Annotated in this window: 27 protein-coding genes; 6 read left to right on the top strand and 21 right to left on the bottom strand. The window is 59.1% G+C overall.

What is annotated here, in order from left to right:
* Window positions 1-52: 52 nt before the first annotated feature.
* Genes ABEG21_RS08415 through ABEG21_RS08405 form a run of 3 tightly spaced genes read right to left on the bottom strand, consistent with a single transcriptional unit; the run spans window position 53 to window position 2,478 of the window.
* On the bottom strand, window positions 53-778 hold the full coding sequence (locus ABEG21_RS08415; RefSeq protein ID WP_347554221.1) for a substrate-binding domain-containing protein: 726 nt from the start codon (window positions 776-778) through the stop codon (window positions 53-55).
* The gene (gene ligK / locus ABEG21_RS08410; RefSeq protein ID WP_347554220.1) at window positions 768-1,451 is read right to left on the bottom strand and encodes a 4-carboxy-4-hydroxy-2-oxoadipate aldolase/oxaloacetate decarboxylase; all 684 of its coding nucleotides are present in this window, start codon (window positions 1,449-1,451) and stop codon (window positions 768-770) included. The genes ABEG21_RS08415 and ligK overlap by 11 nt, the downstream gene beginning before the upstream one ends.
* 1 nt (window position 1,452) lies before the next feature.
* Window positions 1,453-2,478 carry an amidohydrolase family protein gene (locus ABEG21_RS08405; RefSeq protein ID WP_347554219.1) on the bottom strand — a complete coding sequence of 342 codons (1,026 nt, stop codon included), beginning with the start codon at window positions 2,476-2,478 and terminating at the stop codon, window positions 1,453-1,455.
* A gap of 464 nt (window positions 2,479-2,942) precedes the next feature.
* On the opposite strand from ABEG21_RS08405, the gene ABEG21_RS08400 reads away from it, so the two are divergent.
* Together ABEG21_RS08400 and ABEG21_RS08395 are read left to right on the top strand one after the other, a co-directional pair.
* Window positions 2,943-3,248: a DUF1737 domain-containing protein gene (locus tag ABEG21_RS08400; protein WP_347554218.1), complete on the top strand. Its 306-nt coding sequence runs from the start codon at window positions 2,943-2,945 to the stop codon at window positions 3,246-3,248.
* A gap of 368 nt (window positions 3,249-3,616) precedes the next feature.
* Complete coding sequence (locus tag ABEG21_RS08395) at window positions 3,617-4,492, top strand: lipid A biosynthesis lauroyl acyltransferase (RefSeq protein ID WP_347554217.1); 876 nt, start codon at window positions 3,617-3,619, stop codon at window positions 4,490-4,492.
* A gap of 10 nt (window positions 4,493-4,502) precedes the next feature.
* Here the strand turns inward: ABEG21_RS08395 and ABEG21_RS08390 are convergent, their stop codons facing one another.
* The 11 genes from ABEG21_RS08390 to ABEG21_RS08340 all read right to left on the bottom strand — a co-directional run bounded on the left by ABEG21_RS08390 (window position 4,503) and on the right by ABEG21_RS08340 (window position 14,441).
* Complete coding sequence (locus ABEG21_RS08390; protein ID WP_347554216.1) at window positions 4,503-5,507, bottom strand: transketolase family protein; 1,005 nt, start codon at window positions 5,505-5,507, stop codon at window positions 4,503-4,505.
* Window positions 5,504-6,355, bottom strand: a complete 852-nt coding sequence (locus tag ABEG21_RS08385; RefSeq protein WP_347554215.1) for a transketolase — start codon at window positions 6,353-6,355, stop codon at window positions 5,504-5,506. The genes ABEG21_RS08390 and ABEG21_RS08385 overlap by 4 nt, the downstream gene beginning before the upstream one ends.
* Window positions 6,356-6,380: 25 nt before the next feature.
* Window positions 6,381-7,709, bottom strand: coding sequence for an MFS transporter (locus tag ABEG21_RS08380; protein WP_347554214.1), 1,329 nt, complete (start codon window positions 7,707-7,709; stop codon window positions 6,381-6,383).
* Window positions 7,710-7,846: 137 nt separating this feature from the next.
* Entirely contained in the window at window positions 7,847-8,596 is a 750-nt protein-coding gene (locus tag ABEG21_RS08375) for an SDR family NAD(P)-dependent oxidoreductase (RefSeq protein ID WP_347554213.1), read from the bottom strand.
* Window positions 8,597-8,704: 108 nt separating this feature from the next.
* Window positions 8,705-9,607, bottom strand: coding sequence for a LysR substrate-binding domain-containing protein (locus ABEG21_RS08370; RefSeq protein ID WP_347554211.1), 903 nt, complete (start codon window positions 9,605-9,607; stop codon window positions 8,705-8,707).
* 19 nt (window positions 9,608-9,626) lie between these two features.
* Window positions 9,627-9,812 (bottom strand): hypothetical protein, encoded by a 186-nt coding sequence (locus tag ABEG21_RS08365; protein ID WP_347554210.1) that lies wholly within the window; start codon window positions 9,810-9,812, stop codon window positions 9,627-9,629.
* 110 nt (window positions 9,813-9,922) lie between these two features.
* Window positions 9,923-11,395 (bottom strand): ISNCY family transposase, encoded by a 1,473-nt coding sequence (locus tag ABEG21_RS08360; protein ID WP_347554209.1) that lies wholly within the window; start codon window positions 11,393-11,395, stop codon window positions 9,923-9,925.
* Window positions 11,396-11,703: 308 nt separating this feature from the next.
* Window positions 11,704-12,066: a nitrile hydratase accessory protein gene (locus ABEG21_RS08355; RefSeq protein WP_347554208.1), complete on the bottom strand. Its 363-nt coding sequence runs from the start codon at window positions 12,064-12,066 to the stop codon at window positions 11,704-11,706.
* Entirely contained in the window at window positions 12,053-12,709 is a 657-nt protein-coding gene (gene nthB, locus ABEG21_RS08350) for a nitrile hydratase subunit beta (protein ID WP_347554207.1), read from the bottom strand. The genes ABEG21_RS08355 and nthB overlap by 14 nt, the downstream gene beginning before the upstream one ends.
* The gene (gene nthA, locus ABEG21_RS08345; RefSeq protein ID WP_347554206.1) at window positions 12,706-13,380 is read right to left on the bottom strand and encodes a nitrile hydratase subunit alpha; all 675 of its coding nucleotides are present in this window, start codon (window positions 13,378-13,380) and stop codon (window positions 12,706-12,708) included. Before nthA ends, nthB begins: the two co-directional genes overlap by 4 nt.
* 131 nt (window positions 13,381-13,511) lie before the next feature.
* On the bottom strand, window positions 13,512-14,441 hold the full coding sequence (locus ABEG21_RS08340; RefSeq protein WP_347554205.1) for a threonine/serine dehydratase: 930 nt from the start codon (window positions 14,439-14,441) through the stop codon (window positions 13,512-13,514).
* Window positions 14,442-14,650: 209 nt separating this feature from the next.
* On the opposite strand from ABEG21_RS08340, the gene ABEG21_RS08335 reads away from it, so the two are divergent.
* Together ABEG21_RS08335 and ABEG21_RS08330 are read left to right on the top strand one after the other, a co-directional pair.
* Window positions 14,651-15,391, top strand: coding sequence for an IclR family transcriptional regulator (locus ABEG21_RS08335; RefSeq protein ID WP_347554204.1), 741 nt, complete (start codon window positions 14,651-14,653; stop codon window positions 15,389-15,391).
* 65 nt (window positions 15,392-15,456) lie between these two features.
* The gene (locus ABEG21_RS08330) at window positions 15,457-15,951 is read left to right on the top strand and encodes a heme-binding protein (protein WP_347554203.1); all 495 of its coding nucleotides are present in this window, start codon (window positions 15,457-15,459) and stop codon (window positions 15,949-15,951) included.
* Between the two features lie 209 nt (window positions 15,952-16,160).
* Here the strand turns inward: ABEG21_RS08330 and ABEG21_RS08325 are convergent, their stop codons facing one another.
* From ABEG21_RS08325 to ABEG21_RS08315, 3 genes are all read right to left on the bottom strand, one after another.
* Complete coding sequence (locus tag ABEG21_RS08325) at window positions 16,161-16,448, bottom strand: YciI family protein (protein ID WP_347554202.1); 288 nt, start codon at window positions 16,446-16,448, stop codon at window positions 16,161-16,163.
* A 77-nt stretch (window positions 16,449-16,525) separates the two neighbouring features.
* A complete protein-coding gene (locus tag ABEG21_RS08320; RefSeq protein ID WP_347554201.1) occupies window positions 16,526-18,010 on the bottom strand; it encodes an MmgE/PrpD family protein in 1,485 nt (494 codons plus the stop codon).
* 108 nt (window positions 18,011-18,118) lie between these two features.
* Window positions 18,119-19,723 carry a methyl-accepting chemotaxis protein gene (locus tag ABEG21_RS08315; protein WP_347554200.1) on the bottom strand — a complete coding sequence of 535 codons (1,605 nt, stop codon included), beginning with the start codon at window positions 19,721-19,723 and terminating at the stop codon, window positions 18,119-18,121.
* A gap of 284 nt (window positions 19,724-20,007) precedes the next feature.
* Between ABEG21_RS08315 and ABEG21_RS08310 the strand changes: the two genes are divergently transcribed.
* A complete protein-coding gene (locus ABEG21_RS08310) occupies window positions 20,008-20,754 on the top strand; it encodes a hypothetical protein (protein WP_347554199.1) in 747 nt (248 codons plus the stop codon).
* Window positions 20,755-20,773: 19 nt separating this feature from the next.
* Here ABEG21_RS08310 and fabG read toward each other — a convergent pair whose 3' ends face one another.
* The 4 genes from fabG to ABEG21_RS08290 form a co-directional block, all read right to left on the bottom strand.
* Entirely contained in the window at window positions 20,774-21,514 is a 741-nt protein-coding gene (gene fabG, locus ABEG21_RS08305; protein ID WP_347554198.1) for a 3-oxoacyl-ACP reductase FabG, read from the bottom strand.
* A gap of 12 nt (window positions 21,515-21,526) precedes the next feature.
* A complete protein-coding gene (locus ABEG21_RS08300) occupies window positions 21,527-22,318 on the bottom strand; it encodes an SDR family oxidoreductase (RefSeq protein ID WP_347554196.1) in 792 nt (263 codons plus the stop codon).
* A gap of 82 nt (window positions 22,319-22,400) precedes the next feature.
* On the bottom strand, window positions 22,401-23,756 hold the full coding sequence (locus ABEG21_RS08295) for an MFS transporter (protein ID WP_347554194.1): 1,356 nt from the start codon (window positions 23,754-23,756) through the stop codon (window positions 22,401-22,403).
* Window positions 23,757-23,879: 123 nt separating this feature from the next.
* Complete coding sequence (locus ABEG21_RS08290) at window positions 23,880-24,818, bottom strand: 3-keto-5-aminohexanoate cleavage protein (RefSeq protein WP_347554192.1); 939 nt, start codon at window positions 24,816-24,818, stop codon at window positions 23,880-23,882.
* A 112-nt stretch (window positions 24,819-24,930) separates the two neighbouring features.
* Between ABEG21_RS08290 and ABEG21_RS08285 the strand changes: the two genes are divergently transcribed.
* Complete coding sequence (locus tag ABEG21_RS08285; RefSeq protein ID WP_347554191.1) at window positions 24,931-25,962, top strand: AraC family transcriptional regulator; 1,032 nt, start codon at window positions 24,931-24,933, stop codon at window positions 25,960-25,962.
* Window positions 25,963-26,015 lie beyond the last annotated feature (53 nt).

Below are 26,015 nucleotides of genomic sequence, written 5' to 3'. Positions count from 1 at the left end.
AACGTTAATGCGGTGCCGCAATCTCGACCGGATTATCGCGAAGTGCTGGCGTTCAGGCCGGCTGCATGCCGTGTGCCGCCTTCAGTTCGGCGAGCGCCGGCGAGGCCAGAAAAGCCAGGAATGCGCTTGCCGATGTCCGGTCGGTCGCCGTGGTCGCGATCCCGGCGCAGAACGTCGTCACTGCTTGAATCGGGGCGGGCAGCAGGCCGACGATGGTGATGCCTTCGACAGACTGAAGCTCGCTCAACTGCTGGAAGCCGAGGTCCACCTCGCCGTCGGCGATCAGCGATCCGACGGGAATGCCTGGCCGTGCTTGCACGATGCGCGGTCGATTCGGCGCGGGCGCGACGTCGTCTTCGGTCAGCCCCCACTCTGCCAGCACGCGGCGTATATGGACGCCGCTGGGGCCCGTCGAATAGCCGACGCTCCGGGCCTGCAGCACGGCGCTGCGGACGTCCGCGGCCGTGGCGATGCGCGGAACATCGCGCCCTGACTTGACGGCCAGAGCGATCGACGAATGCACCACGTCGACAACGCTGTCCGGGACGATCTTCTTTGCGTCGACAAGACGGGCGATCGCATCCGAGGCCAGAACGACGATATCGAACGCTTCGTCGGCATCGACGCGCTTTGCCGCATCGACGCCGCCGATGGACGCGATCGATACCGTCGTCTGCGTCTCGCGTTCGTATTGCGCGGTGACCGCCGACAACAGTGCGCGCGTCGCCATCGAGGAGATGCCTGTCAGCGCACGGCCGTGTCGCGGTTCAGTCGACATAGCGCAGTCCGGCTTTGGCGAGCGGTTCGCGCATGCTGTACATATCGAGACCGAGTACGCCCGAGGCGAGCTTACGACGTTTCTCTTCCTCGTTCGCCTCGCGTGCCGTGGCCTTGTCCAGCACCGATGCCGCGAGGGCGGCCGGTACGACGACCACGCCGTCGTCGTCCGCTACGACGACATCGCCCGGATGGACAAGGGCGCCGGCGCACACCACGGGGATGTTCACCGAGCCCAATGTGGCCTTGACGGTGCCCTTGGACGAAACGGCTTTGCTCCAGACCGGAAAGCCCATCTCGGTTAGCGTGGCGATGTCGCGCACGCCGCCGTCGATGACCAGTCCGCGTGCACCGCGCGCCTGGAAGCTGGTGGCCAACAGATCGCCGAAGAAGCCATCGGTCGACGCCGCCGTGCAAGCGGCGATCACCAGGTCACCGGGCTGAATCTGTTCGGCGGCGACGTGCAGCATCCAGTTGTCGCCCGGCTGCAGCAGCACCGTGACGGCGGTGCCCGAGACGCTGGCGCCGCGGTAGATGGGCCGCATATAGGGCTGCAGCAAGCCGACGCGGCCCATTGCTTCATGGACCGTGGCGCTGCCGAGCTTGCCCAATTGGTCCGCCGTTGCGCGATCGGTACGCACGATGTTGCGATAGACCACTCCGAGTTCATACATATCAGTGCCCCTTGCTTTCCAAAATGGCATTCAGGCGCGGATAGACGCGACGCGCATTGCCTTCGTAGATCTTGTGACGGGTCGCGGCATCGATATTTAATGCCTCGATATAGCGCTTCGTATCGTCGTAGTAATGGCCGGTTTCCGGATCGATGCCGCGCACGGCGCCGATCATCTCGCTTGCAAACAGGATGTTGTCGGTCGGGATGACGGTGGTCAGCAAATCGATGCCTGGCTGGTGATAGACGCAGGTATCGAAAAAGATGTTCTTCAGCAAATGATCCTTCAGCAAAGGCTTTTTCATTTCCTGCGCCAGCCCGCGGAAGCGGCCCCAGTGATAGGGAACGGCGCCGCCGCCATGCGGGATGACGAACTTCAAGGACGGGAAGTCCTTGAACAGGTCCGACGTCAGGCATTGCATGAAGGCCGTCGTGTCGGCATTGAGATAGTGCGCGCCGGTGGTGTGGAAGCAGTGGTTGCAACTGGTGCTGACGTGAATCATCGCCGGGATGTCGTGCTCGACCATCTTCTCGTAGATCGGATACCAGTAGCGATCCGACAGCGGAGGGGAGGTCCAATGACCGCCGGACGGGTCCGGATTCAGATTGATCGCGACATTGCCGAACTGCGTCACGCACTTGTCGATTTCAGCGATACAACTGGCCGTGTCCACGCCCGGGCTTTGCGGCAGCATTGCGGCGGGCACGAAGTTATCCGGAAACAACTGACTCACGCGATAGCACAACTCGTTGCAGATCGCCGCCCAGGTGCTGGAGACGTTGACGTCGCCGATGTGGTGGGCCATGAAGCTCGCGCGTGGGCTGAAGATGGTCAGATCCAGTCCGCGTTCCTTCATGATCCGCAGTTGATTCGTTTCGATCGACTCGCGTAGCTCGTCGTCGCTGATCTTCAGCTCGGAAGGCTTGGGCATCTCGGAAGGGCTGTTGATACCGGCGATCTGCCGGTTGCGCCACGTTTCGAGCGCTTTCGGCGCCGTCGTATAGTGGCCATGGATATCGATGATCATGGTGTTTCCTTTGCCGAAATGCGATCTCTAAGGGTTTGTCATCCCGATGCTGCAACGGTGATCGGCTGGCTGGCGCCGAGCCCGATCCTCTGTGACGCACGTTACGGGATTCAGGCGAAGGAGGGGAAGTAAGGGTTAACCATGTTCGCATGGACATAAGCGCAATTGAAGCAGCGGAGAGCGGCGGACAACAGGCCCATTCGATGCGTACAGCCCAGTAAATACGGCATTCTGAGATGACATGACCGTTTTCGGGATGAGAATTCGAGCGCTCGGGCCACCGCATCGGCGATAAGTAAAAAGTATGGGACGCTAAGAAGATCGCAAAGCGACGGCAATCTCATAAATTGGCGTGGTTTATTCTTTTATGCAACTAACAGACGGATACCGAACCAAACCAGATCAACCCCAATGCTAAGATCACACCACAGGGCGCAATCAGCCTGCATAGGATGGGAGTCAAGATGGGTAAAACCAAAACGATCGGATGCATCGCCGCATTTGCCACGGTCGCGATATTGTCGAGCGGCGCGTCCGCCGCCGAGCGAAATACCAAAGTAACGGGACGCTATCAGATCATCGCCGTCTCGACCGGCGGCGCCTTCAGTAGCGAGTGCCTGGACGACGGGGCGAGGGCGCTGACGGACAAAGTGAACGATGCGTTGAGCAAAGGTGCCAACCCAATTGGCGGGGTGAGTATCGCCGTCAATCCCACTACGAACACTTGCATGCACGCGCAGGCCGTTTTGTGGCCGGAGAATCGCGAATAAGTATCGCCGGCGTCAGCGGCGGAACGGCTATCGGCGCGTTTCCGTCGCGCGTTAGAAACATGACGTAACAGATCAAGACCCACGGACGCCGTCAAAGCCCTACACTGCGTACATCGACGCGGAAGGGGCGGGTGTGGCATTTAGCCGTCCAAAACGCCTGTCATACCGCTTCTCTGGCATCTTCCCGCGCGAAAGGCGGAGAAATATCGGGAAATATCAGAATCCCTTAATATTTCTGCCGAATTGACGTTATACGATAGAACGTTGATAAGCGTGTCCGCGTTACGAAATGGTCCAATTTCCCATACATTTATGGTACGTGGACCCGTATAAAACAGTATGTGCAGTCGACAACGTGGGTAGACGCTGTGAAGCAATTTTGGTTTTCCGTGAGCGTTTTTGTGCTCCGTCTGACAGCCGCCTTACCTTACCGCTTGGTCGGCCAGTTTGGTTGTCTCCTCGGCGCCTTGCTGTACCGCATTCCGAGTAGGCGCAAGCGGATCGTATTGATCAATCTCCAGCTCTGTTTTCCGACGCAGACACTGCTCGAGCGCGATCGCCTGGGTAGCCTGCATTTTCAGCAAGTGATTCGAAGCTATCTGGAACGGGGCGTGCAGTGGTTCGGCAGCGCCGCCAAGCTCGATCGGCTGATGCAAGTGGAAAGTCGCATCGATCTGGCGACTATCGCCGACACGCCGACTATTTTCATGGGGTTTCACTTCGTCGGCATCGAGGCGGGCTGCATCTATTACTCGACGAAATTTCCCGTGGCCTCGCTTTACACGCATATGTCCGATAAGGAGATGTGCGAATTGGCGCGGCAAAAGCGTGGGCGATTCGGTGCAAAGATGATCGAGCGCAGCGTCAGCGCCAAAGACAGTCTGCGGATGCTGAAGCGTGGCGTGCCGGTGATGCTGGCAGCCGATATGGACCATGGCGTGCAAGGATCCGTATTCGCACCGTTTTTCGGCGTACCGGCTTGTACGCTCACGTCGGTGTCACGCATGGCGAAGCTGGGCAAGGCGCAAGTCGTGCCGTTCGTCACCGAAGTGCTGCCGGATTTTCAGGGCTACAAACTGACGGTTTTCGAGCCGCTGGCCAATTATCCGTCGAATGACGAAGCAGAAGACGCCGCGGTCATGAATCGCTTTCTGGAAACGCAGGTGTCGCGGCTGCCTGATCAATATTATTGGGTTCACCGTCGTTTCAAACATCGTCCGGTCGGCGAGGCGATGGTGTATTGATCGAGGCGGATCAGCGCCCCAGCCAGTGCTTGATCGAATCGACCATCGCCTTCGTCGAGATGCCATAGCGATCATGCAGGGTCGGCAACGCCCCTGCATCGAGAAAGGCGTCTGGAAGCGCTATCTGTTTATAGACACAGGACACGCCGGCTGTCAGCAGGGCCATCGCCACGCCTTCTCCCAGGCCGCCGATTACAGTGTGGTTCTCCGCAACCACGACGATCCTGCCGCCGCGCTTCGCTTCGCGGATGATCTTTTCTGTATCGAGAGGCTTGATCGTCGGAACATGCAATACGGCGACGCCGACATTGTCCGCTTCGAGCGCCTTCGCCGTTTCCAACGCCCGCATCGTCATGATGCCTGAGGCGATCACCAGTACGTCCGCGCCGTCTCGCAATAATTTGGCCTTGCCCAACTCGAACTGGTAGTCGTATTCGTCCAATACGGCGGGGACGTTGCCGCGCAGCAGCCGCGCGTAGACAGGCCCCTTGTGCGCGGCAATGGCGGGCACCATTTGCGCAATGTCGAGCGCATCGCATGGATCGATGACCGTCATGTTCGGCATTGCGCGCATCATGGCCAGATCCTCCGCAGCCTGGTGGCTTGGCCCATAGCCGGTGGTCAGCCCCGGCAGCGCGCAGACGATTTTTACGTCGAGATGGTCCTCGGCAATCGCCTGGTGAATGAAGTCATAAGCGCGTCGCGTCGCAAAAACCGCGTAGGTCGTGACGAACGGTTGTGCGCCTTCATGCGCCAGTCCCGCCGCGGCCCCCATTAGTAATTGCTCTGCCATCCCCATCTGGTAGAAACGATCGGGAAACGCTTTGGCAAAAATATGCAGATCGGTGTATTTTCCCAGGTCCGCCGTCATCCCGATGACATCGGACGTCTTTCTGGCAAGCTCCACCAGCGCATGACCGAACGGCGCGGAACGTGTCGCCTGCCCGTCACCGGCGATCGAGGCGATCATCGCCGAGGTTTTCAGGCGTGGTTTTTTTTCCATGATCGAACTCATGCTTTGCTCCCCGCGTACGTTTCATCGAGTGCGTCCAAGGCAAGCTGCCACTCGTCTGCCTCGACGCGAATAAAGTGGTTCTTTTCCCGCGCTTCCAAGAAAGGGACGCCACACCCCATCTTTGTGTCGCAAATAATGATGCGCGGCTTGGCCTCTTTCGTGCTGCGTGCGTTGTCGAATGCCTCCTGCACCGCGTCGATGTCGTTGCCGTCTATCCGTTGCACGTGCCAGCCAAAGGCTTCGAGTTTGGGTAGCAAGGGTTCAAAAGCCATGATCTGCGTCGACGGCCCGTCCGCCTGCTGATTATTGACGTCGATGATCGCGATCAGATTGTCGAGTTTCCAATGCGCCGCCGACATCAATCCTTCCCAGATCGCGCCTTCGTCGAGTTCGCCGTCCGAGAAAAGCGTGTACACGAAAGACCGGGATCCTTTCCGCTTGAGGCCGAGACAGCGACCGACTGCAATCGTCAGCCCTTGTCCGAGCGAGCCGCCGGACATCTCCATGCCGGGCGTATAACTGGCCATGCCGGACATCGGCAGCCGACTGTCATCGCTGCCATAGGTTTCGAGCTCCTCCGGCGGGAGGACACCGGCTTCGAATAAGGCGGCGTACAGCGCGATCGCATAATGGCCATTGGATAAAAGGAAACGATCGCGGCCCTCCCAGTCGGGATCGGCGGGTCGGTAGCGCATCGCACCGAAATACGCGACCGCTAGGACGTCGGCAATGTCGAGCGCTTGGCCGATATAGCCTTGACCTTGGACCTCTCCCATCAGCAGGGCATTGCGCCGGATGCGATAAGCGCGTTCGGCAAGCGTCAGATCTTCGATGACGGGCGTGCTCATAAAACTATCTCCAAAAAAACCGGGCTTAACGATTGACCGACTTGGCGGGCACAAAAAACACCAGGACCGCGCCGATCACGACGGCGGCAGCGATGAAAACGAGGCCCGCCGTCGGATTTCCGGTCACGTCGTTGAGCCAACCCACGATAGCGGGAGAAAAGAAACCGGCTAAGTTAGCGATGCAATTGACGGCGGCGATCCCGGCTGCCGCAGATACGCCACCAAGCAGGGCGGTGGGCAATGCCCAGAACAGCGACGAGGACGACAGGATGCCGGCAGCGGCAATGCTTAGAAAAGCAATCGATGCGCCGACGCTGCTCAATAAGGGTAGGCTTGCGAAACCGACCGCCGATATAAACATCGGTATTGCCAGGTGCAGCCGGCGTTCCTTCATGCGGTCGGCACTCCCACCCACGAGGGGCAAGGCGACGATCGCGCAGAGGTAGGGAATTGCGGTTAGGATGCCGACCCAGAGCGGGTCCATTACACCTGTGCGTCGCACGATCGTAGGCAGCCAGAACGTCAACCCATACTGTCCCAGCACCACGCAGAAGTAGATTGTCGCCATTAGCCACAGTCGTCGGTCTGCGGCGAATTGCCGGATCGAGGCATGCTCCGTCGTCTGTGTGCGATCCTTTTCGACATTGCGCGCGAGAAAGGTCTTTTCCTCGTCGTCGAGCCATTTCGCACTAGTGATACCGTTATCGAGATACAGCACGATTGCGATCCCGAGCACCAGTGAGGGGATCGCTTCGAGCATGAAAAGCCATTTCCAGCCAGCCAGGCCATGCGCCTGATGGAGGGTGTGCATGATCGCACCCGACAGCGGGCCGCCGATGATGCCCGCGAGCGGAATCGCCATAAAGAACAGTGACAGGGCTTTCGCACGTCGGGCGGCCGGAAACCAATATGTCAGATAGAGAATGATGCCCGGCGCGAAGCCGGCTTCGGCAACGCCAAGTAGGAAGCGCAGTGCATAAAAAACGATAGGGGACTTCACAAAGACGAAGCTCGCCGACAGGACTGCCCAGGTCAGCATGATCCGAGCAAGCCAGTTACGTGCGCCTACCTTATGCAGAATCAGATTGCTGGGAACCTCGAACAGGAAGTAACCGAGAAAAAAGATCCCGGCACCCATGCCATACACGGTTTCGGAAAATTTCAGGTCGCTCAGCATCTGCAGCTTGGCAAACCCGACATTGACGCGGTCGAGGTACGCGCCGAGATAGCACAGCATCAAAAATGGGATGAGTCTGCGCGCCACCTTGCGGTAAGTCTTGGCTTCGAACGCCATCGCATCGCAATGGATGGGCGCTTCGGCGCCGAACGGCGGCGCCGTGATTTTTGATCGCATGGCTGTCTCCTGCCGACGCGCCGAGCATGGCGCAAAGCGCGTCATTTTTTTCCGGGTCATCGAATCGGGCGTCGAGTGTCGCTTGTTTCCGTTACGCCCAATCGTGTTGTCGTCTTGGTTTCTCGCGACATCCGACCTTAATGAATAAGCATGCCGCCGTTGACGTCGAGTGTGATGCCTGTCAGATAGGTCGACAGGTCGCTTGCGAGAAACAGGCAGGCATTGGCGATGTCGTTCGCTTCGCCGAGGCGTCCGAGCGGAATGCCCTTGACGATGTCCGCGCGCATTTCCGGTGTCAGTTTGCCGCCGGTGATATCCGTTTGAATCAGGCCCGGCGTGATGCTATTGACGCGGATATGATCGGGGCCCAATTCGCGCGCCATCGCTTTGGCAAGGCCAAGGACACCTGCCTTCGCTGCACTGTAATGTGGGCCGCCGAAAATGCCGCCACCGCGCTGGGCGGAGACCGACGACATGCAGACGATACTGCCATGCTGTTGTCGCTTCATCTGCGGGATAACCGCTTGTGACATATAAAGCGTGCCGAGCAGACTCACGCCGACGACTGCGTCAAAGTTTTCTCGTGCAATCTCCATCGTCTTGATCGGTTGCGTGATGCCGGCATTGTTGACGAGTACGTCGATGCGCCCATAACGATCGATTACGGCGTTGGCCGCGGTGAAGCATGCCGCCTGATCGGTGACATCGCATGCCATCCCATAATGCCCATCGCCGAGATCGAGGGCGGCACGCTCGGCGTCCTGCTGGTTCAGATCGAGGATGGCGATGCGTGCGCCCTGCGCCGCCATGGCCTTTGCTGTCGCCTTGCCGATGCCGCGTGCCGACGCTGCTCCGGTGATAACGACCACCTGATTGTCGAGCAACATGATGCCGCCTCCATGAGTGTTTTTGGTATGGGCAGTGTCGCTGTGTCGGAAGGGCGAATCAACCGCGTTTCTTTCAGGCGTGGCTGATAAATTTTCAGAAGTTCGGGCTTACCCTAGTGCGTTCGCGCGGCTTTTCTCCAGCTCCCGATCGATCCACGATAGAAACCTCGAGACCCGCGACAGTTCGGCGTTTGGACTCGGGTATACCAGATGATGGGCGCCCACTTCCACCGCGTAGCGGGTATCGAAAACGGGCACGAGCAAACCTTCCGCGATCTTGGAAGAGGCGACCATCAGGCTTTCCAGTGCGATGCCGAGCCCGAGCGCTGCCGTTTCGATGGAAAGGTAGGAGCGATCGAAGGAAAAATCGAATGTCTTCTGCGCTGCCGAGACGCCGACCCGTCCGAACCATTGGCGCCACTGCACGAGTGGCGTCTCAGAATTGATCAGACGATGTGTCAGCAGATCCTCGGGGTTCGTCACAGGATGACGCGCGAGATAGGCGGGCGAGGCGAGAGGCGCGATGGTTTCACCGCGGATCGTTTTTACGTCGACGTTGCTCCACTCGCCATAACCATGGCGAATATCGATGTCATACATCCCATTCGTGAAAGACACATTTTCGTAAGAGCAGGCGAGATTGAGTTGGATGTCGCCGTTGATTTCCTGGAACGACGTGAGACGCGGAACCAGCCACATCAGGCCGAACGTCGGGCTGGAGTGCACGCGCAGGATGTCGACTTCGTCGCGACGCGATGCGCGTTCGGTGGCGCGGCTCAAGTCCGCCAGCGATCCGCTGACGTCCGACAGATATCGCTCGCCAGTGAGCGTCAGAATCAGGCCGCGGCCGGTGCGCTGAAACAGCGGCTGTCCGATGATCGATTCGAGATTGCTCAGCTGGTGGCTGACGGCCGATGCCGTCAAGCCCATTTCTTCAGCGGCCCGGTTGACGCTCTTCGTGCGAGCGATACATTCGAAAGCCATGATCGCTTTTAACGGTGGAATGCGCATAGTCCTTTGTGTTATCCGTTCACCGCTTCGGCAGCAAACCCGTCGAAATCCAGGGTACGATGGCGACGATCGATAATCCCGCCGCCAAGGCGCCCATGTAAGGCCAGATGCGCCGCAGACCGTGATTCGGATCGACCTTGCCGAACGAGCACGCAGCATAGTATCCCACGCCGAAAGACGGTGCGAACAGGCTTGTCAAAGCCAAGTTCAAATGTCCGCCGCACCCCCAAACCAGACATTACTAAAAAGCCTTTACAGTTTTTGTCAAAGTTAAGTTGAAATGTCGTACCTAGAAATAAGTTGAAATGTCGTACTTCAGTGTTTTATCGTCGGTTTCGTTGTTGCTCTTTTCATCGACTTTAAGACGATTTGCTCAGCAACTTTTGTTTGACTTTCCTTGCTCTGCGCAACGTTTTCGATCGCCTTATTGAAGTCGTCACGGTTGATCTCCCGTTGTTTCTTCAGGCCCGGCAAAGTGTGCTTTGGGTTTACTAGCTCACCTCGATGCGTCCTTGATGGTGATGCAATGATGCGTCGATTATCACGCTGCGCTTGCAGGGTCTGAGCGATTTGCAGCACATGTCCAAGCCGTTTGTTCTCCACAATGGCTCCCTGATCGACGTTCGATAAACGGTCGTAACGCGTGTGCGTAAGAGGGCGTCCATGGGACTGTATTTCGACCTCGCCATCCGGGAATTCAAAAACATCAATGTAGGTATGAATCAGCGTCCGATTCGCTGGCGTGTCTTCCAATAAATACATCACGCGATCGTACTGCACAGTCAGTGTTTGCGTCACTTTGCGCAATACGCGCACCGTCAAAATCGATGACAATATTTCATCGTTTCGCACCGAACGATGTGCGTCGTGATCACTTTTGGGCGGCTTGCCGAATCGTCGGTTATAGTCTGCGATGAAGGAGGGCGCATACGCGTTGGCTGCCTCCTTTGTGCTGATTTCTCGCAACCTGAGTTCCTTGACCAATCGATCCTGCAAGGTCAAGTTTGCGCGTTCTACTCGGCCTTTTGCCTGGCTACTATTCGCGCACCATGTGTCGATATTAAGCTCGAAGCAAGCACGACCAAACTGCGTTATGCCTTTGCCAAAGCTCTTTTCCTCATTGCTATTGCCATTGATGCGAAACACCGAAAATTTATCACTGTACAGCGCCATCGGTTTGCCATGGTTGTCCAGGTATTGGCGCAACGCCTCGAAATAGCTAAACGTCGACTCTGTCTGCGTGAAGTGCAAGGTCATCAATCGGCTTGTCGCATCATCGATAAATACGAGTAATACGCACGACGCCGCGCGTTCCTCAAACCACCGATGATCGCTGCCATCAATTTGGATTAACTCGCCCACACACGCGCGTCGATTGCGCGGCTGATGAATCTTCGGTGGACGGAGCTTGCGAGGAACCCAGAAGCCGGCAGCAGTCATTAACCGACGAACGGTAGCCACCGACAGATCAAAGCCGTGCGCCTCGCGTAGCTTCTCACAAGCGAAGGTCGGGCCGAAGTCAAGATAGCGTTTGGCAACCAAACCCAAAACACGTTCCGCCAGGCCCGGTGGCAATTGATGATTACTCGCGTGGGCACGCTTGCGAGAGATTAAACCCGCCGGACCTTCATCGCGATAACGTCGACACAGACGTTCCACCTGGCGCACGCTGAGCTTGAGTTGCTCAGCCGCTCGCCATGGCATCAACAAGCCGTCTATGACGGCTTGGATGATCTTGATTCGTCCAAGTTCGCGCATGCTCATGGTAATAGATCCAGAGTTATCCATGGCGCGCTCGCAACTAAGGTCGGTGGACGCTTAGCTTGCGCCCAAAACGAGCTCAGTGCGACATTTCAATTGATCGCAAGCACGACATTACTATTGAACGCTAACAAATTTTTTGGTGGATAATTTGTGTTATGTTAAATTGTATTTGTGTGCGGTTTTCTCTGCCTTTGTGTTGCGCCATCGTGTAGCGCGATCGCGATATGACATCAGGCCGACGTCTTTCGTTGCATGACGCGCGCAAGACTTTCTTTCGATGTATCCGAGCGAAACAACGGCCCGAGTCGCGCCTGTGTGCTAAAGGCCTCGGCCTATTGTCCATCCGCGAGAAGATGCGGTTCCACATCGATGGGATGACCATGCGGGGTTGCTAAGGCGGCCCGTCGCCATGCTTCTTGACGACTCGCCAACTCCGTTCCTGTTACAAGATTTCTCTCATTGACGATGCCTTCGAGCGCGGCGAGCCACCGTTCGAAATACGCTTTGCCCTGCTCTTCCGGCTCACAGGCAAAACGCGCCACCCATTCCGGCCAGCTGAAATAGCCGGCTTCACTCAAACTCACCGCCATTGAAAATACCTGTGCCTGCCAAGGCTCCGCGAACACGGCGTCCGCGTGGTCATCGCTTGCGAGCAGGTCACGTAAGGCATGCTTGGATTGCTCAGTGTTTTTCAAGATAAGACTCCCAAGCGTCGATGGAAACGGTAGACGACGGATCGGCCGCCGCGCCCCATAGCTCGCTTCCAGTGAGCGTCACCGTGTAAAGCCACTGCGGACTGTCGCCTTCCTTCGCCGCGGCGGCGTCCGGGAAGACAAAGAAACCGATGACGCGTTCGATCACACCGCGCCGGGCGCGTGCATACCGCGGCAAACGGGTGTGCCCCAGAGGATGATCATTGCGCGTCAGCACCGTATCACCCACTTTGAAATCGGCTGCTTTGCTAGGCGGGCGATCATAGGGTGTGCCCGTTGCCAGCATCTTCACGATGCGCTCGGGCGATACTGCGACGATCGGCAAACGTGGGTCGATACTCGCGCCGGCCGCTATCTCCGCTTCCGTCACCAAACCCTCTTGCAGCATGAGCTTGGTCAAGGCTTTGAGCCAAATGTCGTAATAGGGAGATTGTAGATAGTCGACAGGATGGAGCGTTTCCCTCGCATGGCGGGCTTCATCGATGCTCCAGCGCCCAAGGCCGCCCATTGCCAGCGTCAAGGCAAACGCTTTCTTTTCCCAGTCTGCATGGAAAACCGGTAATTCGGCCTCGGGTTTCACCGCTCCGAAACCCATCATCCCGCCGAGGTCCTGTGCGCCGTTCATGCGACGCTCTCCGTATCGAGCGGCAACTGCACGAGGGCCGTTCCGATCATGGAGTCCCGACTGACCAGGGCCGCCAATCGCGTTTCATCCCAACCCTCGGTACCGGCGGGTCGGGACGGAATGACCAGATAGCGCGCTTCCGCGGTTGAATCCCATATGCGAATACGCACGTCGGGCGGCAACGTAACGCCAAAATCTGCAAGCACGCCACGCGGGTCGATCACCGCTTTGGCCCGATACGCCGGCGCTTTGTACCAGGCCGGCGGCAAACCTAAAACGGGCCAGGGATAGCATGAACACAAGGTGCACACGACGAGGTTATGCACGGTATCGGTATTCTCGACGACGGCCATGTGCTCGCCTTGGCGACCGGAGAAACCGAGTGAATGGATGGCTGCAGTCGCATCTCTTCTGGCCCAATCGCGAAACGCTGCATCGGTCCAGAATTTTGCGACGACATGCGCACCATTACGCGGCCCGACGCGTGTTTCATAGGTATCCACCAACACGTCCAAGGTTTGTCGATCGACATACCCTTTTTCAATCAGCAGTGATTCCAGCGCGCGCACGCGGATATCCACTTCCTCAAGGGCACTGTGCTCGTGTTCGTGAGCATGGTCATGGTCATGCGCTTCGTGGTCGTCGTGACCGGGAGTGTGAGTCGAAGACACGTTGCTTGCTCCTTGCTGGTCCCGCAGACTTTCTCAAAATAGGAGGCGTTGTGTGCCGAAACGAACGGCTCGGCGAGTGGTGATATAGCGGATCATTTGTGTTGTGTCCACCCATGCCGCGATCGCCAGGCTCATTGTGCAAATGACGCCGGATCCGCGTTGCCGCCACAGATGACGACGGCGACGCGTTCACCGGGAGACCGGACATACGCGCCTGAAATCAATGCCGCCAGTGCCGTTGCCCCGCCCGGCTCCGAAACGATTCGGAGCTTTTCCCATAATACCGTTTGCGCAGTGCGAATCTGTTCATCCGATACCAGCACGCTGTTGTGGACGGCCGACAATAGCACTGAGAATGGCACATTACCGACACGTCTGCATCCTAGCGAGTCCGCCGCGATCCCGCTCGTCGCGACGTCGACCGGCGTACGCGCTTGCAAGGCGCGGTTGAACGTCGGGCATTGCTCGGGTTCGACGGCAACGATTTTCACCCGATCGGAAAACCAGGCTGCAATTCCGCCGATAAACCCGCCGCCGCCCACCGAGACCAGTAAGGTATCGACGTTCGGTAATTGCGCTTCGAGTTCGACCGCGATGGTGCCCTGCCCGGCCACTGTCGACGCGTCGTCGAACGCATGCACCTGCAGCGCGCCCGTTTCGGCGGAGCGCGCTTCGCTTGCGGCAAGGGCCTCGACATAGTTATGTCCCGCTACCACCACCTCCGCACCAAGATCGGCCAACATTTTGCGCTTCAGCGCGGTAGCAAGGTCCGGCACATAAATCTCCGCGCGGGCACCGAGTTTTTGCGCGGCATACGCCACGGCGATACCGTGATTGCCGCCCGAGGCCGCGATGACGCCTGCGGCGGGAATCGGGCCGCGGAGAAGACGATTGAATGCACCGCGCGGCTTGAAGGAACCGGTGACCTGAAGGGATTCTAGCTTCAGGAAGGTATCGCCGGGAATGTCGAACCAATCGGCCTCCAGCGGCAGGACGGGCGTGGTTCGGATATAGGGCGCGATACGCTGCGCGGCAGCGCGGATATCTTCTTTTGTGACCATTTATCACAATCCTCGTTACGGGCTTTGGGTCGACGCGCCCTCACCTCGAATCAGCATCGGTTTCGACATTTCCACGTTTGACACGGTTGGCGCATCCAACTTGTGTATCAGTAGTGAACATGTTAGTATCAATATCGAACATACTACCCGCTTGCTCGATCCGGAACAAGGGGCATATTTGCCATCGCCTATCGTTCAGGAGCAGCGTCATGGGTGAAATTACAACCGTCAATAGCGTGGAGCACGCGATCCGTCTCGTCGAATTACTGGCTGTCTCAGAAAATGGACTGGGCGTCAGCCAGATGGCGCAATCGCTTGATCTACCGCGTGCGACGGTCTATCGCTTGCTCAAAACGCTGGCGCAGCGCGAATGGGTCATTCAGGAAGACAAGACCTACCGGCTCAGTTTCCGGCTTGCCGGCCTTTTTCATGGTGTGGGTGCCGGCGCAGGGGCCGCGCTGGCTGCGCGCATGACGCCGCTATTGCATCGCCTCGTAGACAAAACAGGCGAGACGGCGCACTTCGCCGCGCTCGATGGGGATCGCGTCGTGTACCTGGCGAAAGTAGATTCTCCGCATCCCATTCGGATGTTTTCCGAGATAGGCTGGCGCGGTCCGCTGCATGCGTCAGGCGCAGGGAAGGTGTTGTTGGCCGGGACGGACGCGGCCTTCCTTTCTCGCATCTGCGATCAAGGACTGGAACGGTTCACGCGGCAAACCATCGTCGAAAAAGAAAAGCTGGAAGAGGCGCTTGCGCGAATCCGCGAGCAAGGATACGCGCTGGATGCAGAAGAACTGATCGATGGCCTCACCTGCGTGGCGGTGCCGGTGATGAGCGGAAAGCACATTCGCGGCGCTTTATCCGTCTCGGGGCCCTCCGCACGTTTGGGCGATCCGGAAGCGCTGGCGAAGATCTTGCAGGATGTCGTTAAGGCTTTGCCGCTATCCTAGTTACTGGCCCTCCGCTGCCGCTTTCCGTTGCGCCGCTTCTACTTCCCATACATACAAGGCTTTACATGACACGCTTGCTGCTCGCTTCCCTTCTTTGTGCTGCGACCTCCACGTCGTTGGTGTCGACCTCTGGACATGCCGAAACGCTGAACTTACCTACCAAGCCCATCTTGACGTTGGCGGCGGCACGTATCGTGGTCGATGCGGCAGAACGCGATGCCACGCGTCGCGGCACGCCTGGCGTGATCGCCGTGGTCGATGACGGCGGCAATATGCTGATCACCGAACGGATGGATGGCGCGACGATTGCCAGTACTCTGGTCGCCCCGGGGAAGGCGCGGACGGCAGCTCTATTTCGCGCACCCAGCAAGAATTATGAAAACACCATCGCCGGAGGGCGCCAGGCGATCATGACTGCTGGACTGAATATGATGAGTGGTGGCGAGCCGATCGTTGTCAATGGCCAGGTGGTCGGCGCCGTGGGCGTAAGCACCGCGACGGCGCCGAACGACGATCTGATCGCCACCACTGCCGCGCACGCGTTGGACGAGTCCAAGTAAAGCGTATGGCGCCAGAATGGCGCAATGATGTTGGCCGCTAGCCTGGGCATCGCACCCACGGGCAATATCGATCCGAAGCGGACACGCTTCGCCGACGCGACTAAAGCGGCCAGGCAACGACGGCCGACGTCACCGAAGTCGTATGCGCATTTCTTACGCGCAACGGGGAGACCGCGGGCGCGCCCGGCGACCATTACGGAGCGCCATAGTCACTGCGCCTCGATCGCCTTACTGACGAAAACGGCCTTCCATTCTTTCAGTTCATAATGTTCGAATACGCCTTCGTAGAAGAAGGGATCGCCTTTCGCCAGTTCATGCGCCGCGTCGATGCTGTCCGCTTCGTAGACGATCGTCGCGCCGGAGCCATCGACGTAGGGACCCGCCAAGAGCAGCTTGCCTTCGGCGAAGATCTTTGCCAGATATTCCCGGTGGGCGGGGCGGACGCTGTTGATTTTGTCCGTATCCTTGATGTAACGCGCGTTATTGACGAATTTCACAAGCTTTTCCTTTTTTGGAATAAACGTTCACGAAGTCAGATGCATGGATCGCGAAACCGAATTTATCAGATTCCGCGTCAGGCCGACAGCAACGTCGTCAACGTGCGGATATCGTGTAACGATTCCAGGTGATTGACCGTCGCGATAATCCGATCGGTCTTGGCCTGGCCGAGCACCGGCGCCATCAAGTCGCGCACCTTGTCGTTGACGCGTTCCACGGTCAGCGGGTTTTCTTTGGTCCCCGGCGGGAATCGCGTCGTGTGCGTGACGGTTCGACCGTCGTTCAACGTCACGTCGACGCGCGCGCCGCGTGGTGCCGCCGGATCGTCGAGCGCCTTGTCCGCCGTGACCGTCACTTTCTGCGCGATCGCGACGTATTTCGCATCATGCATCAGCGAGACGTCGTGACTGTCTTCGAACGATACTTTGCCCTTGATCAAGGCAACCGCCACCATGTGCGCGCAATTGACATCCGGCATGGCGCTATCGCCGACGATGCCGACCGCGTCGCTCGGAACATGTACGGCGATCTGACGTACTTGTTCCGGTGTAAGTCCGTACTGCGCGCGGAGCGCGAGAAACGCGTCCAGCGGCGACTGGATCGGATAGCCGACGGAATAGGTCTTAATCGCCGTATCGCTGACATAGAAGTGCGTGCCCAAGCCGTCGAGCATTGCCTGCGGATTCGGCCTGCTGGACAGCGCGATCAGGAGATTGTGCGTGCCGTCGAGGACATCATCGACGCCCGTCATCCCCGACTGGACCATGGTCACCGCTTGTACGCCATTGCGCGCACCCATCCCGGCGAAATCGAATGCCTTCTCGATATGGTCCTTGTCCTTGACCCAACTCCAGAGACCGGATTCCTGTTGCGCTGCATAGGACAGGGCGAAACGCGTTCCTCGCTCGTCGAGTCCGCCGAGCGCGGCCCCCGCGCCAACGGCGCCAAACGTCGATGCCGTGCCCTCGGCACTGCGATGCGAGGCACGAACCAGATCGGGACCCAAGGCCATCAACAAACGACATGCGGTGTCGTAGCCTAGCGCCACGCTTCGGATAAAGGACTCACCGCTACAGTGGCTGGACTCCCCCAAGGCGAGCGCTGCCGGGATCACCGAACTACCGGGATGGGCCTTGGTGACGGGTTCGAAATCGTCGGTCTCGTCGGAATGGGCGCACATGGCATTCGCCAACGCGGCGTTGACGCACGTGGTGCGAAACGTCGTCCCGACGACAGACGCTTGCGGCGTGCCGCCCAAGCTGCGGACATACCGTGTCGCCATTTCGCCCGGACGCATCCGGGAGCCCGAGACCATCGCCCCTAGCGTATCGAGAATATGGTTCTTGCAGGCAGTGGCGACTTCCGCGGGTAGCGCTTGGTCGCGCGATCGCACGATATAGCGTGCCAGTTGAGCGGTCACATCCGGTGGCGTGGCGCCCTCCCCGGTTCCAGGCGCCGATTCGGATGCCGCAAAGACGTGCTGGGTGAAAGAAGTCGAACCGGCCGCCAATGCTGCCGCAAGCTGGATGACACGCCGCCGTTTGATATTGAGACGATTCAAAATTTTCCGCTCCGCTATAGGGTCGAAACCAAAACCATTCTATGCGGGATTGCGCGGAGCGACAGGCCGGTATTTTCACTGACGATATTCACCCGGTCCGTGGGCGGCTCAAGGAAAGGCCATCGATGGCGCGCCAAGTCGCTGCGGATTACCCAGGCGCATGCTCTCCTTCGCCACGGCATCGGTCTTGAAGCTGACCACGGTCGCACGCAGGTTTTCCGCCTGTGCTTCCAACGATGCGGCCGCGGCGGCAGCCTGCTCGACCAGAGCAGCGTTCTGCTGCGTGACGCTATCCATCTGAGACACCGCTTGATTGACCTGCTCGATGCCGCGACTTTGTTCCTCCGACGCCGCGGCGATCTCCTCGACGATGTCATAAACACGCTGTATCGAGCTGCTGATCTCCGCCATCGCCGAGCCGGTCTTGACCACCAGCGCACTGCCGTTACGGACATGGTCGACCGATGTGCCGATCAAACCCTTGATTTCTTTTGCCGCCACGCTGGAGCGGTGCGCCAGCGTGCGGACCTCGGAGGCGACAACGGCAAACCCACGACCGTGTTCCCCAGCGCGCGCCGCTTCCACCGCCGCATTCAGCGCGAGGATATTGGTTTGGAACGCGATGCCCTCGATGATGCTGGTGATGTCGGCGATGTGCGTGGCACTTCCGCTGATCTCGGTCATCGTGTGGACCACGTCTTTTACCAAGGCACCGCCGGATACGGTGACATCGCGCGCAGTGGACGCGAGTTGACGCGCCAGCGCGGCATTATCGGTATTGTGCTTCACCGTCGCCGTCAGTTCTTCCATGCTCGCAGCCGTCTCCTGCAGCGATGCCGCCTGTTCTTCAGTGCGCGCCGAAAGGTCTTGATTGCCGGCCGCCACTTCCGTGGTGGCCAGCGCGATGGCCTCGCTACCCTGACGCACGTCGCGCACCGTTTGCAAGAGCCGTGCTTGCATATCGGCAATCCCGCGCATCAATTGCCCCATCTCGTCTTCGGAGCTGACCGTGACGCGTTGTGTCAGGTCCCCTTCCGCGATACGCGCGAAATGCGACAGCGATTCGGCGAGCGGACGGGCAATGGCACGTCGCAGACTGAGAAAACTCCAGACTGCCGTGATCAGCCCGACGATCAGCGACGCGACCGTGACCAGGCGAAGCACCCGATACCAACGTTGTTGCGCGTCGAATGCGATGCCCGCATCGTGAACTTGCAGCTTGCGCAAGGTATCGCTGGCATCATGGTAGGCGCCGTATAAGGTATTGTTCTCGAGCGCCGCGTGCATGATTTGCGGGCCGTCCCTCGCCATCAGCGCCTGCGCGAAGACATCGAGGCCCTGATCCATGTCCGCGCGTCGTGCCATCAACGCTTTCGCCAATACCGCCTCGTCCGCCGACTGCGGCAGTTTCATATAACCGTCCAAGGCGTTCCGCGCCATCCGGCGGAACGCTTTTTCATGTTCGACGGTATCTTGAATATTCTTCGCGGAGGACGTATCCAATGCGCCGCGCAATAAGGCCGTGCGTTCGCGCTGCAAGCTGAGTTCGGCCTCACCGATAAAGTTCGCGCTGGGCAGCTTGTTCGTATAGGTATCGAGATTGGCGTCGTTGCTATAGGTCATGCCGACGATGCCGAACACGCCCACCGAGAGCAGTAATACCGACAACAACCCCATCGCCAGCGCAAGCCGCGATTGAATGGACACACGCATCGTAAGTCTCCTCCGTTGAATCGTTTTTTTCTCGAGTACCTCCTTTACGACATTCGATCGCTCGTCTGAACATACGTTTTCTGATATTGGGGATTCGTTTTTGTTAAGCCGGCCGCTTCTGGATCGCACCCGTCGCACAGTCCCACCGTCGCGCGCGCCGCGACGCTGCACCATTTCCAAGGCTGTTTCATACTGGAAAGGATGTCTGTGCCAATGCCGAGGCGGCTCCGCCGCCCTGGCATGGCCCGTCCGGCGCTGAGTCGCCCTTCTTTTGACCGTTTTGAATGCGTAATCTGGATTTCAGTTCATGGCAAGCCATGCTGTCGACGTTGCTCGGGCTTGCGATCATCACCCTGCTTGGCGTCGGTATCCGGCTGCTGGTGATGCAGGTGGTGCAGCAGCGACGGGAGCGGCAGAACCGACAGATCAATGAAAGGTTGCGCACGCTGATCGCCGCCTACAAGACGCTGGGGGGATCGTTTACCGGCAATCTCGACGTCGATCCGACCCATCTTCGCGACCTCAAGCGCGCGTCGATGGCGGTCCCCCCAGCCGCCGAAGCGGCACTGGACCGTGCCGAAGGCGCGGCGCCTCTACATGGACCGATCGACGAGGCCAGGGAGCCAGGCGGGTCCGACCGCTCGCGCCGTATCCGTGACGCGGTCGAAGGCGCCCTCGCCGATATTATTCTGCTGGGTACCGAGGAGCAGGTGCGCCTTGCCGCCGAGGCGGCGCAGCAAATGATCCAAGGCCATACCGTGCATACGGCGGCGCTGGTCGTCTCGCTGCGCGACTTCATCCGCAAGGTGCTCGATTTGGATCGCATGCCTGGCGATATCACGATTCCGCCACAGGGTCCGGCGCGACCCGCGGGCGGCAAAGGGAAAGAAGGCGGTGGTGGCGATGGGAGCGGCAAGAACGCTGGCGGCGGCGGTGGAGGCGGAGGCGGAGGAAGCGGATCGATGCCGGCCCACGCAAGCGGTGCCGGGCATCATTCAGGCATCGACGATACGACGCAGGCCGAGCCTTGACGGCGGTCTGGCACCCCGCTCAAAGCGTCATGCCCCCCGATACTTCGATTACGGCGCCATTAATATAACTGGCCTCGTCGCTGGCCAGAAACGCGTAAACATTGGCGATTTCCTCCGGCTTTCCGAGACGTCGCAGCGGCACCTGTCCCCGCATCTTTTCGATGACCTCATGCGGTACCGTCGACAGGATCGGTGTCTCGATAAACCCGGGTGCGACGGCATTCACACGGATGCCTTTCGGCCCGAGTTCACGGCTCCAGGTCTTCGTGAATCCGATCACGCCAAACTTTGCGGCCGCGTAGTTGGTCTGGCCAAAATTGCCATAAATGCCGACGACCGAACTCGCGTTCAGAATGACCCCGGCCTGTTGTCGCACCATGTACTCGCTGACGGCCTGTGTCGCGTGAAATACCCCACGCAGATTCACGTCGATGACCTGATCGAACTGCGCAAGCGTCATCTTCTCCAGGCGGGCGTCACGGGTGATGCCGGCATTGTTGACTAGGATGTCGACGCGTCCGAAACGCTCGGCCACGGTGTGCACCATATCGTCGATCGCCGCACGGTTCGCGACATCGAGCGTGATGCCGATCGCGTGGCTACCGTTTTCCAGGCAAGCCGCAGCAATGGACTGCACCGCGTCCGTGTTTGTATCGCAGGCAACGACGATGGCCCCTTCTCTCGCAAATTTCCGCGCCGTGGCGGCGCCGATGCCTTGCCCGGCACCGGTGATGATCGCGACCTTACCTTCCAATTTCATCTGACGGCCTTGTCATAGATATTCGACATTGCCATCGACGCTAATGGCTTGTCCTGAAATGTTGCGCCCTGCCGGCGAAGCGAGAAACAGTGCGGTTGCCGCGATATCGTCCACGGTGACCATGCGACGGAGCGAGATCTTGTTCAGATATTCGGCTTTCATTTCATCGAAAGGCAGTGCCTTCGCCTCCGCACGCGCGGCGATGACCTTGTCCATTCTCTCCCCCTCGACGATGCCTGGCAGGATCGCGTTCACGCGGATATTGCTGGGGCCCAGTTCGATGGCGAGCGATTTGACCATGCCGACGATCGCCCATTTGCTCGCGGCGTACGGCGTGCGAAACGCGTATCCCAAGCGGCCCGCCACCGACGACATGGCGATGATGCCAGCCTGTTGCGAGCTGGCTTTAAGCACCGGCACCGCTTTGTGCAGGAAGTAATACTGGCTGTTGAGATTGGTCGATATCGTGCGTTCCCACGCGTCGGGCGCGATCTTTTCGACCTCGCCGGTCGGACCGGCAATGCCCGCATTGTTGATCAGCAGATCGATGCCGCCTAACTTGGCGCATGCGTCGTCGATGACCTTGTCCACCGCTTCCCGACTGCCGACATCGGCAACGCCGGCGTACAGCGTTGGTTTGCGATCGCGGGCGGCCTCGACCGCTGCGGCATCGACGTCGCAGATATAGACTTGCGCCTCCACTTCGAGGAAGGCATCGGCGATGGCGGCACCGATGCCGGACGCGGCGCCCGAGATCAATACGCGCAAGCCGGGCTGCGGTTTCAGAAGCGCATAGGTATTCATAGGTTCATATCGCTGCGAAATGGCTAGATGACATTCGTCATGGCGGCCGCTTCGAACGGCGCCCGACGAAACTGAAAGTCGTTCAGCTTTTTGAGATGTGCAAGTCGCTCGCGCCGCCGGCCAGGTAAGACGGCCGCTCGGCAGTATGAATCGCTTTGGCCAAAAGCGGCACGAGGATCAGCCCCAGTACGGACGCCGCCACGACGATATTGAAGCCGGCGTCGCTTCTTCCCGTCATTGCTTCTGCCAGCCCGAAGAGATAAGGGCCGACAAATCCGCCCAATAAGCCGACGGTATTGATGAAGGCCAGGCCGGCCGCGGCCTGCACGCCCTGAAGCCGTTTCATCGCGATGGACCAGTACGACGGAAGGATGCCGCCGGCGAAAAAGCCGGTGATGCCGAGTAGCGTGATCTGCGCGGCCTGATTGCGCGTGGCGATAAACGTGCAGGCACTGATGACCACGCCCGCGGTCAGAATGCCGAGGAAACGACATTCGTTCTTGACCCGACGGTGTATGCGTGGAAGCGTCAGCACCCCAACGAGGAAACCGATCCCGACGCTACTCGATAACACGCCGACGAGAAGCGGCGACGCAACATGCATCTGCGCAACGATCGACGGCGTGAAGAAATAGAGGCCGACGAAGGCGACTTGATTCAGGAAATAGATCAAGGCGATCAGGATCGTAGTCGGGCGCTTGATCGCCGCGATCCAATGCGCCGAGCTGAGGTCCGCGCGTCCGTGGGTATCGATCACCGCGTGCGTTTCGAGTGCCTGCGCTTCCTGGGACGACAACCAGCGAACGTCGGTGGGACGGTCAGGCAGCGTGAAATACAGGACGATACCCAATAGCACCGTCGGTACCCCCTCCAGAAGAAACATCCATTGCCAGCCATGCAAGCCGCCCCGCCCACCTAACTGCATCAATGCGGCGCCCAGCGGGCTGCCGACGATCAAGGCGACGGACGGCGCGGTATAGATCCAACCGACCGCGACCGGGCGATCCTTCGGGGCGAACCACAGCGTGACCATATACATCAGCGCGGGAAACAAGCCGGCTTCGGCGATGCCGAGCAGCACGCGCAACACATAGAACGACGTGGTCCCCTGCACGAACATCATCGCCGTCGAGAGCACCCCCCACGTCACGGCGATACGCGCGATCCACTTGCGCGGGCCATAGCGATGGGCGGCGAGATTGCTTGGAACCTCCAGCAGTGCATAGCCGATAAAGAAAATGCCGGCGCCCAGGCCGTACGCCGAGGCACTGATACCGAGGTCGGCAGCCAGCGCCGTCTTGGCCAGCGCCACATTCGTGCGATCGATGAAGGACATGAAGTAGATCGCGCACATCATCGGCAGCAGGCGCGCCATGGCTTTGGCGGTGGCGCGTCGATGCGGCGCGTCTACTTCGGGGTCATACGTCGTGGCAGTCATCGTTGTCTCCGTAAAGGGCCCCGCTTCGCCCCTTTATTGGCCCTGTCGTATCGAAGGTCGATGTGCAGGATGCGGGAAATAATGTCACTTCACACGGCGTGCAAGCGCGCGGCGCCCACGCCGCTACAGCGAGACCTTGTCGCGTCCCTTCAGGCCGAGCATGGCACGGGCGTCGGACGGCGTCGCGATCTCGAATGAAAGGGCCTCAAGAATCTGTCGGATCTTTCTCACCTGCTCCGCATTCGATTTGGCCTTCACGCCTTTTGCAAGATAGACGCTGTCCTCCAATCCGACCCGAACGTTGCCGCCCAGGATCGCGCCCATGGTGACGAGCGACATCTGATGTCGACCTGCGCCCAGTACCGAGAAGTGATAGTTCTCGCGTCCGAACAAGCGGTCCGCCGTCGCACGCATGACGCCGAGATTCTCCGGATCCGGACCGATGCCGCCGAGGATGCCGATGACAGCCTGGATAAAGAACGGTGGCTTGACCAAGCCGGCATCGACGAAATACGCCAGGTTATAGAGATGTCCCACGTCGTAGCATTCGAACTCGAAACGCGTACCGTATTCGTGAAACTCGGTCAGGATGCGTTTGATATCGAGAAAGGTGTTGCGGAAGATCATGTCTTCCATTCCCTCGATATATTCTTTCTCCCAGTCGAAGCGCCAGGACGTTATCTTGGCCGCCACCGGATGCAGGGAAAAGTTCATCGATCCCATGTTCAATGAACACATTTCGGGTTTGGCGAGGCGCGCATACGCCAGGCGTTCGTCGAGCGTCATCCGCGTGCTGCCGCCTGTCGAGATATTGATCACCGCATCCGTTTGCGCGGCGATCGCCGGAACGAACTGCCGGAACACCTCCGGTGCCGGCGTCGGTCGGCCATCTTCGGGATGACGCGCATGCAGATGCAGGATCGCGGCGCCCGCTTCCGCGGCTTCCAGGGCCTGGGTCCGGATGTCGTCCGGCGTCAACGGCAAATAGTCCGACATCGATGGCACATGGGCCGATCCCGTCACGGCACATGTGATGATGACTTTGCTGTTCGGATGGCTCATTCGGATTGTCTCCCGTATTCTTGTCTCGCTCATCGTAGTGAGATACGATCCGACGTGAAAGGTCATTTTCGGACAATCTGATGTCCCTTCAGGACATCGATCAGGGGCTGTGGTGTCTACGCGATTTCCGGTATCGAACGAACGTATCTACGCGCCCTACAAGATTGCGGCCTTGGTGGAAGTCCTCGCGGCGCAAGGTATCGATCCGGCGGACAGCCTCAAAGGCACAGGGGTCACACCGGACGAGATCTACGATGCATCGGTGATGACGTCGGTTCGTCAATATGCGCTGGTATGTCGAAATGCGATCAGCCTGTCGTCGGATCCCGGCACGCCATTCCGGACGGGAGCAAGACTCCATCTCGCTGCGTATGGCATGTACGGGTATGCCCTGATGTCCTGTCTTTCTTTGAGAGACTATTTCCGTCTCGGCGTGAAATACCATCCACTCGCGACCCCGACGACGACCATCGAATGGCACGAATATCCGGAGACGTCGGAATGGACCTTTCCCGAGGCCTTTTCGACGAATCTCCCGCATGAGGTGCAGCAGTTTCTGCTTGAGCAGCAGTACACGCAACACGTGACGCATTTGGAGGATGTCGCGGGCCGACGTTGTCCGCCGCTGCTGGCGCGCTTCTCTTACCCCGAGCCGCCTCATGCGCCGCTCTATACGGAATATCTCGGCTGCCCGTGCGAGTTCGGTGCCGAGCACTGCCAATTGATTTACGACAGCGCGATATTGGACATGCAGCCGCATCTGGCGCACCGCCATTCCGCCGCGATGTTGCAAGAGACGTGCGATCGCCTGATCGGCGAAGCCAAGACCTCGACGGGCGTGTCCGGCGAAGTGTATCAAGTCCTGATGCGCAAGCCTGGCGCGTTTCCCAGTATGGAAACGGTGGCGGACGCCTTGAAAATGACGAGCAGGACGTTACGGCGGCGCCTGGAAGCGGAAGGCACGTCTTTCGTGACGCTCGTGGACGATGTGCGCTGCTCGCTCGCCACGGAATATCTTAAAACGACGAAGCTCAGCACCGACGACGTCGCGATGCTTGTCGGCTTTACCGACACGGCCAACTTCCGCCGTGCGCTCAAGCGATGGACCGGAAAAGGCCCGAAAGAAATTCGCGATTTCGGATGAATCGCGCCACGCGCAATGGTAATGCACTACGGGAATACTGACTCGTACCGAAG

The sequence above is a fragment of the Robbsia sp. KACC 23696 genome (assembly GCF_039852015.1).
In the GTDB taxonomy this organism is placed as follows: Bacteria; Pseudomonadota; Gammaproteobacteria; order Burkholderiales; family Burkholderiaceae; genus Robbsia.
This window is presented reverse-complemented; position numbering and strand designations above follow the sequence as displayed.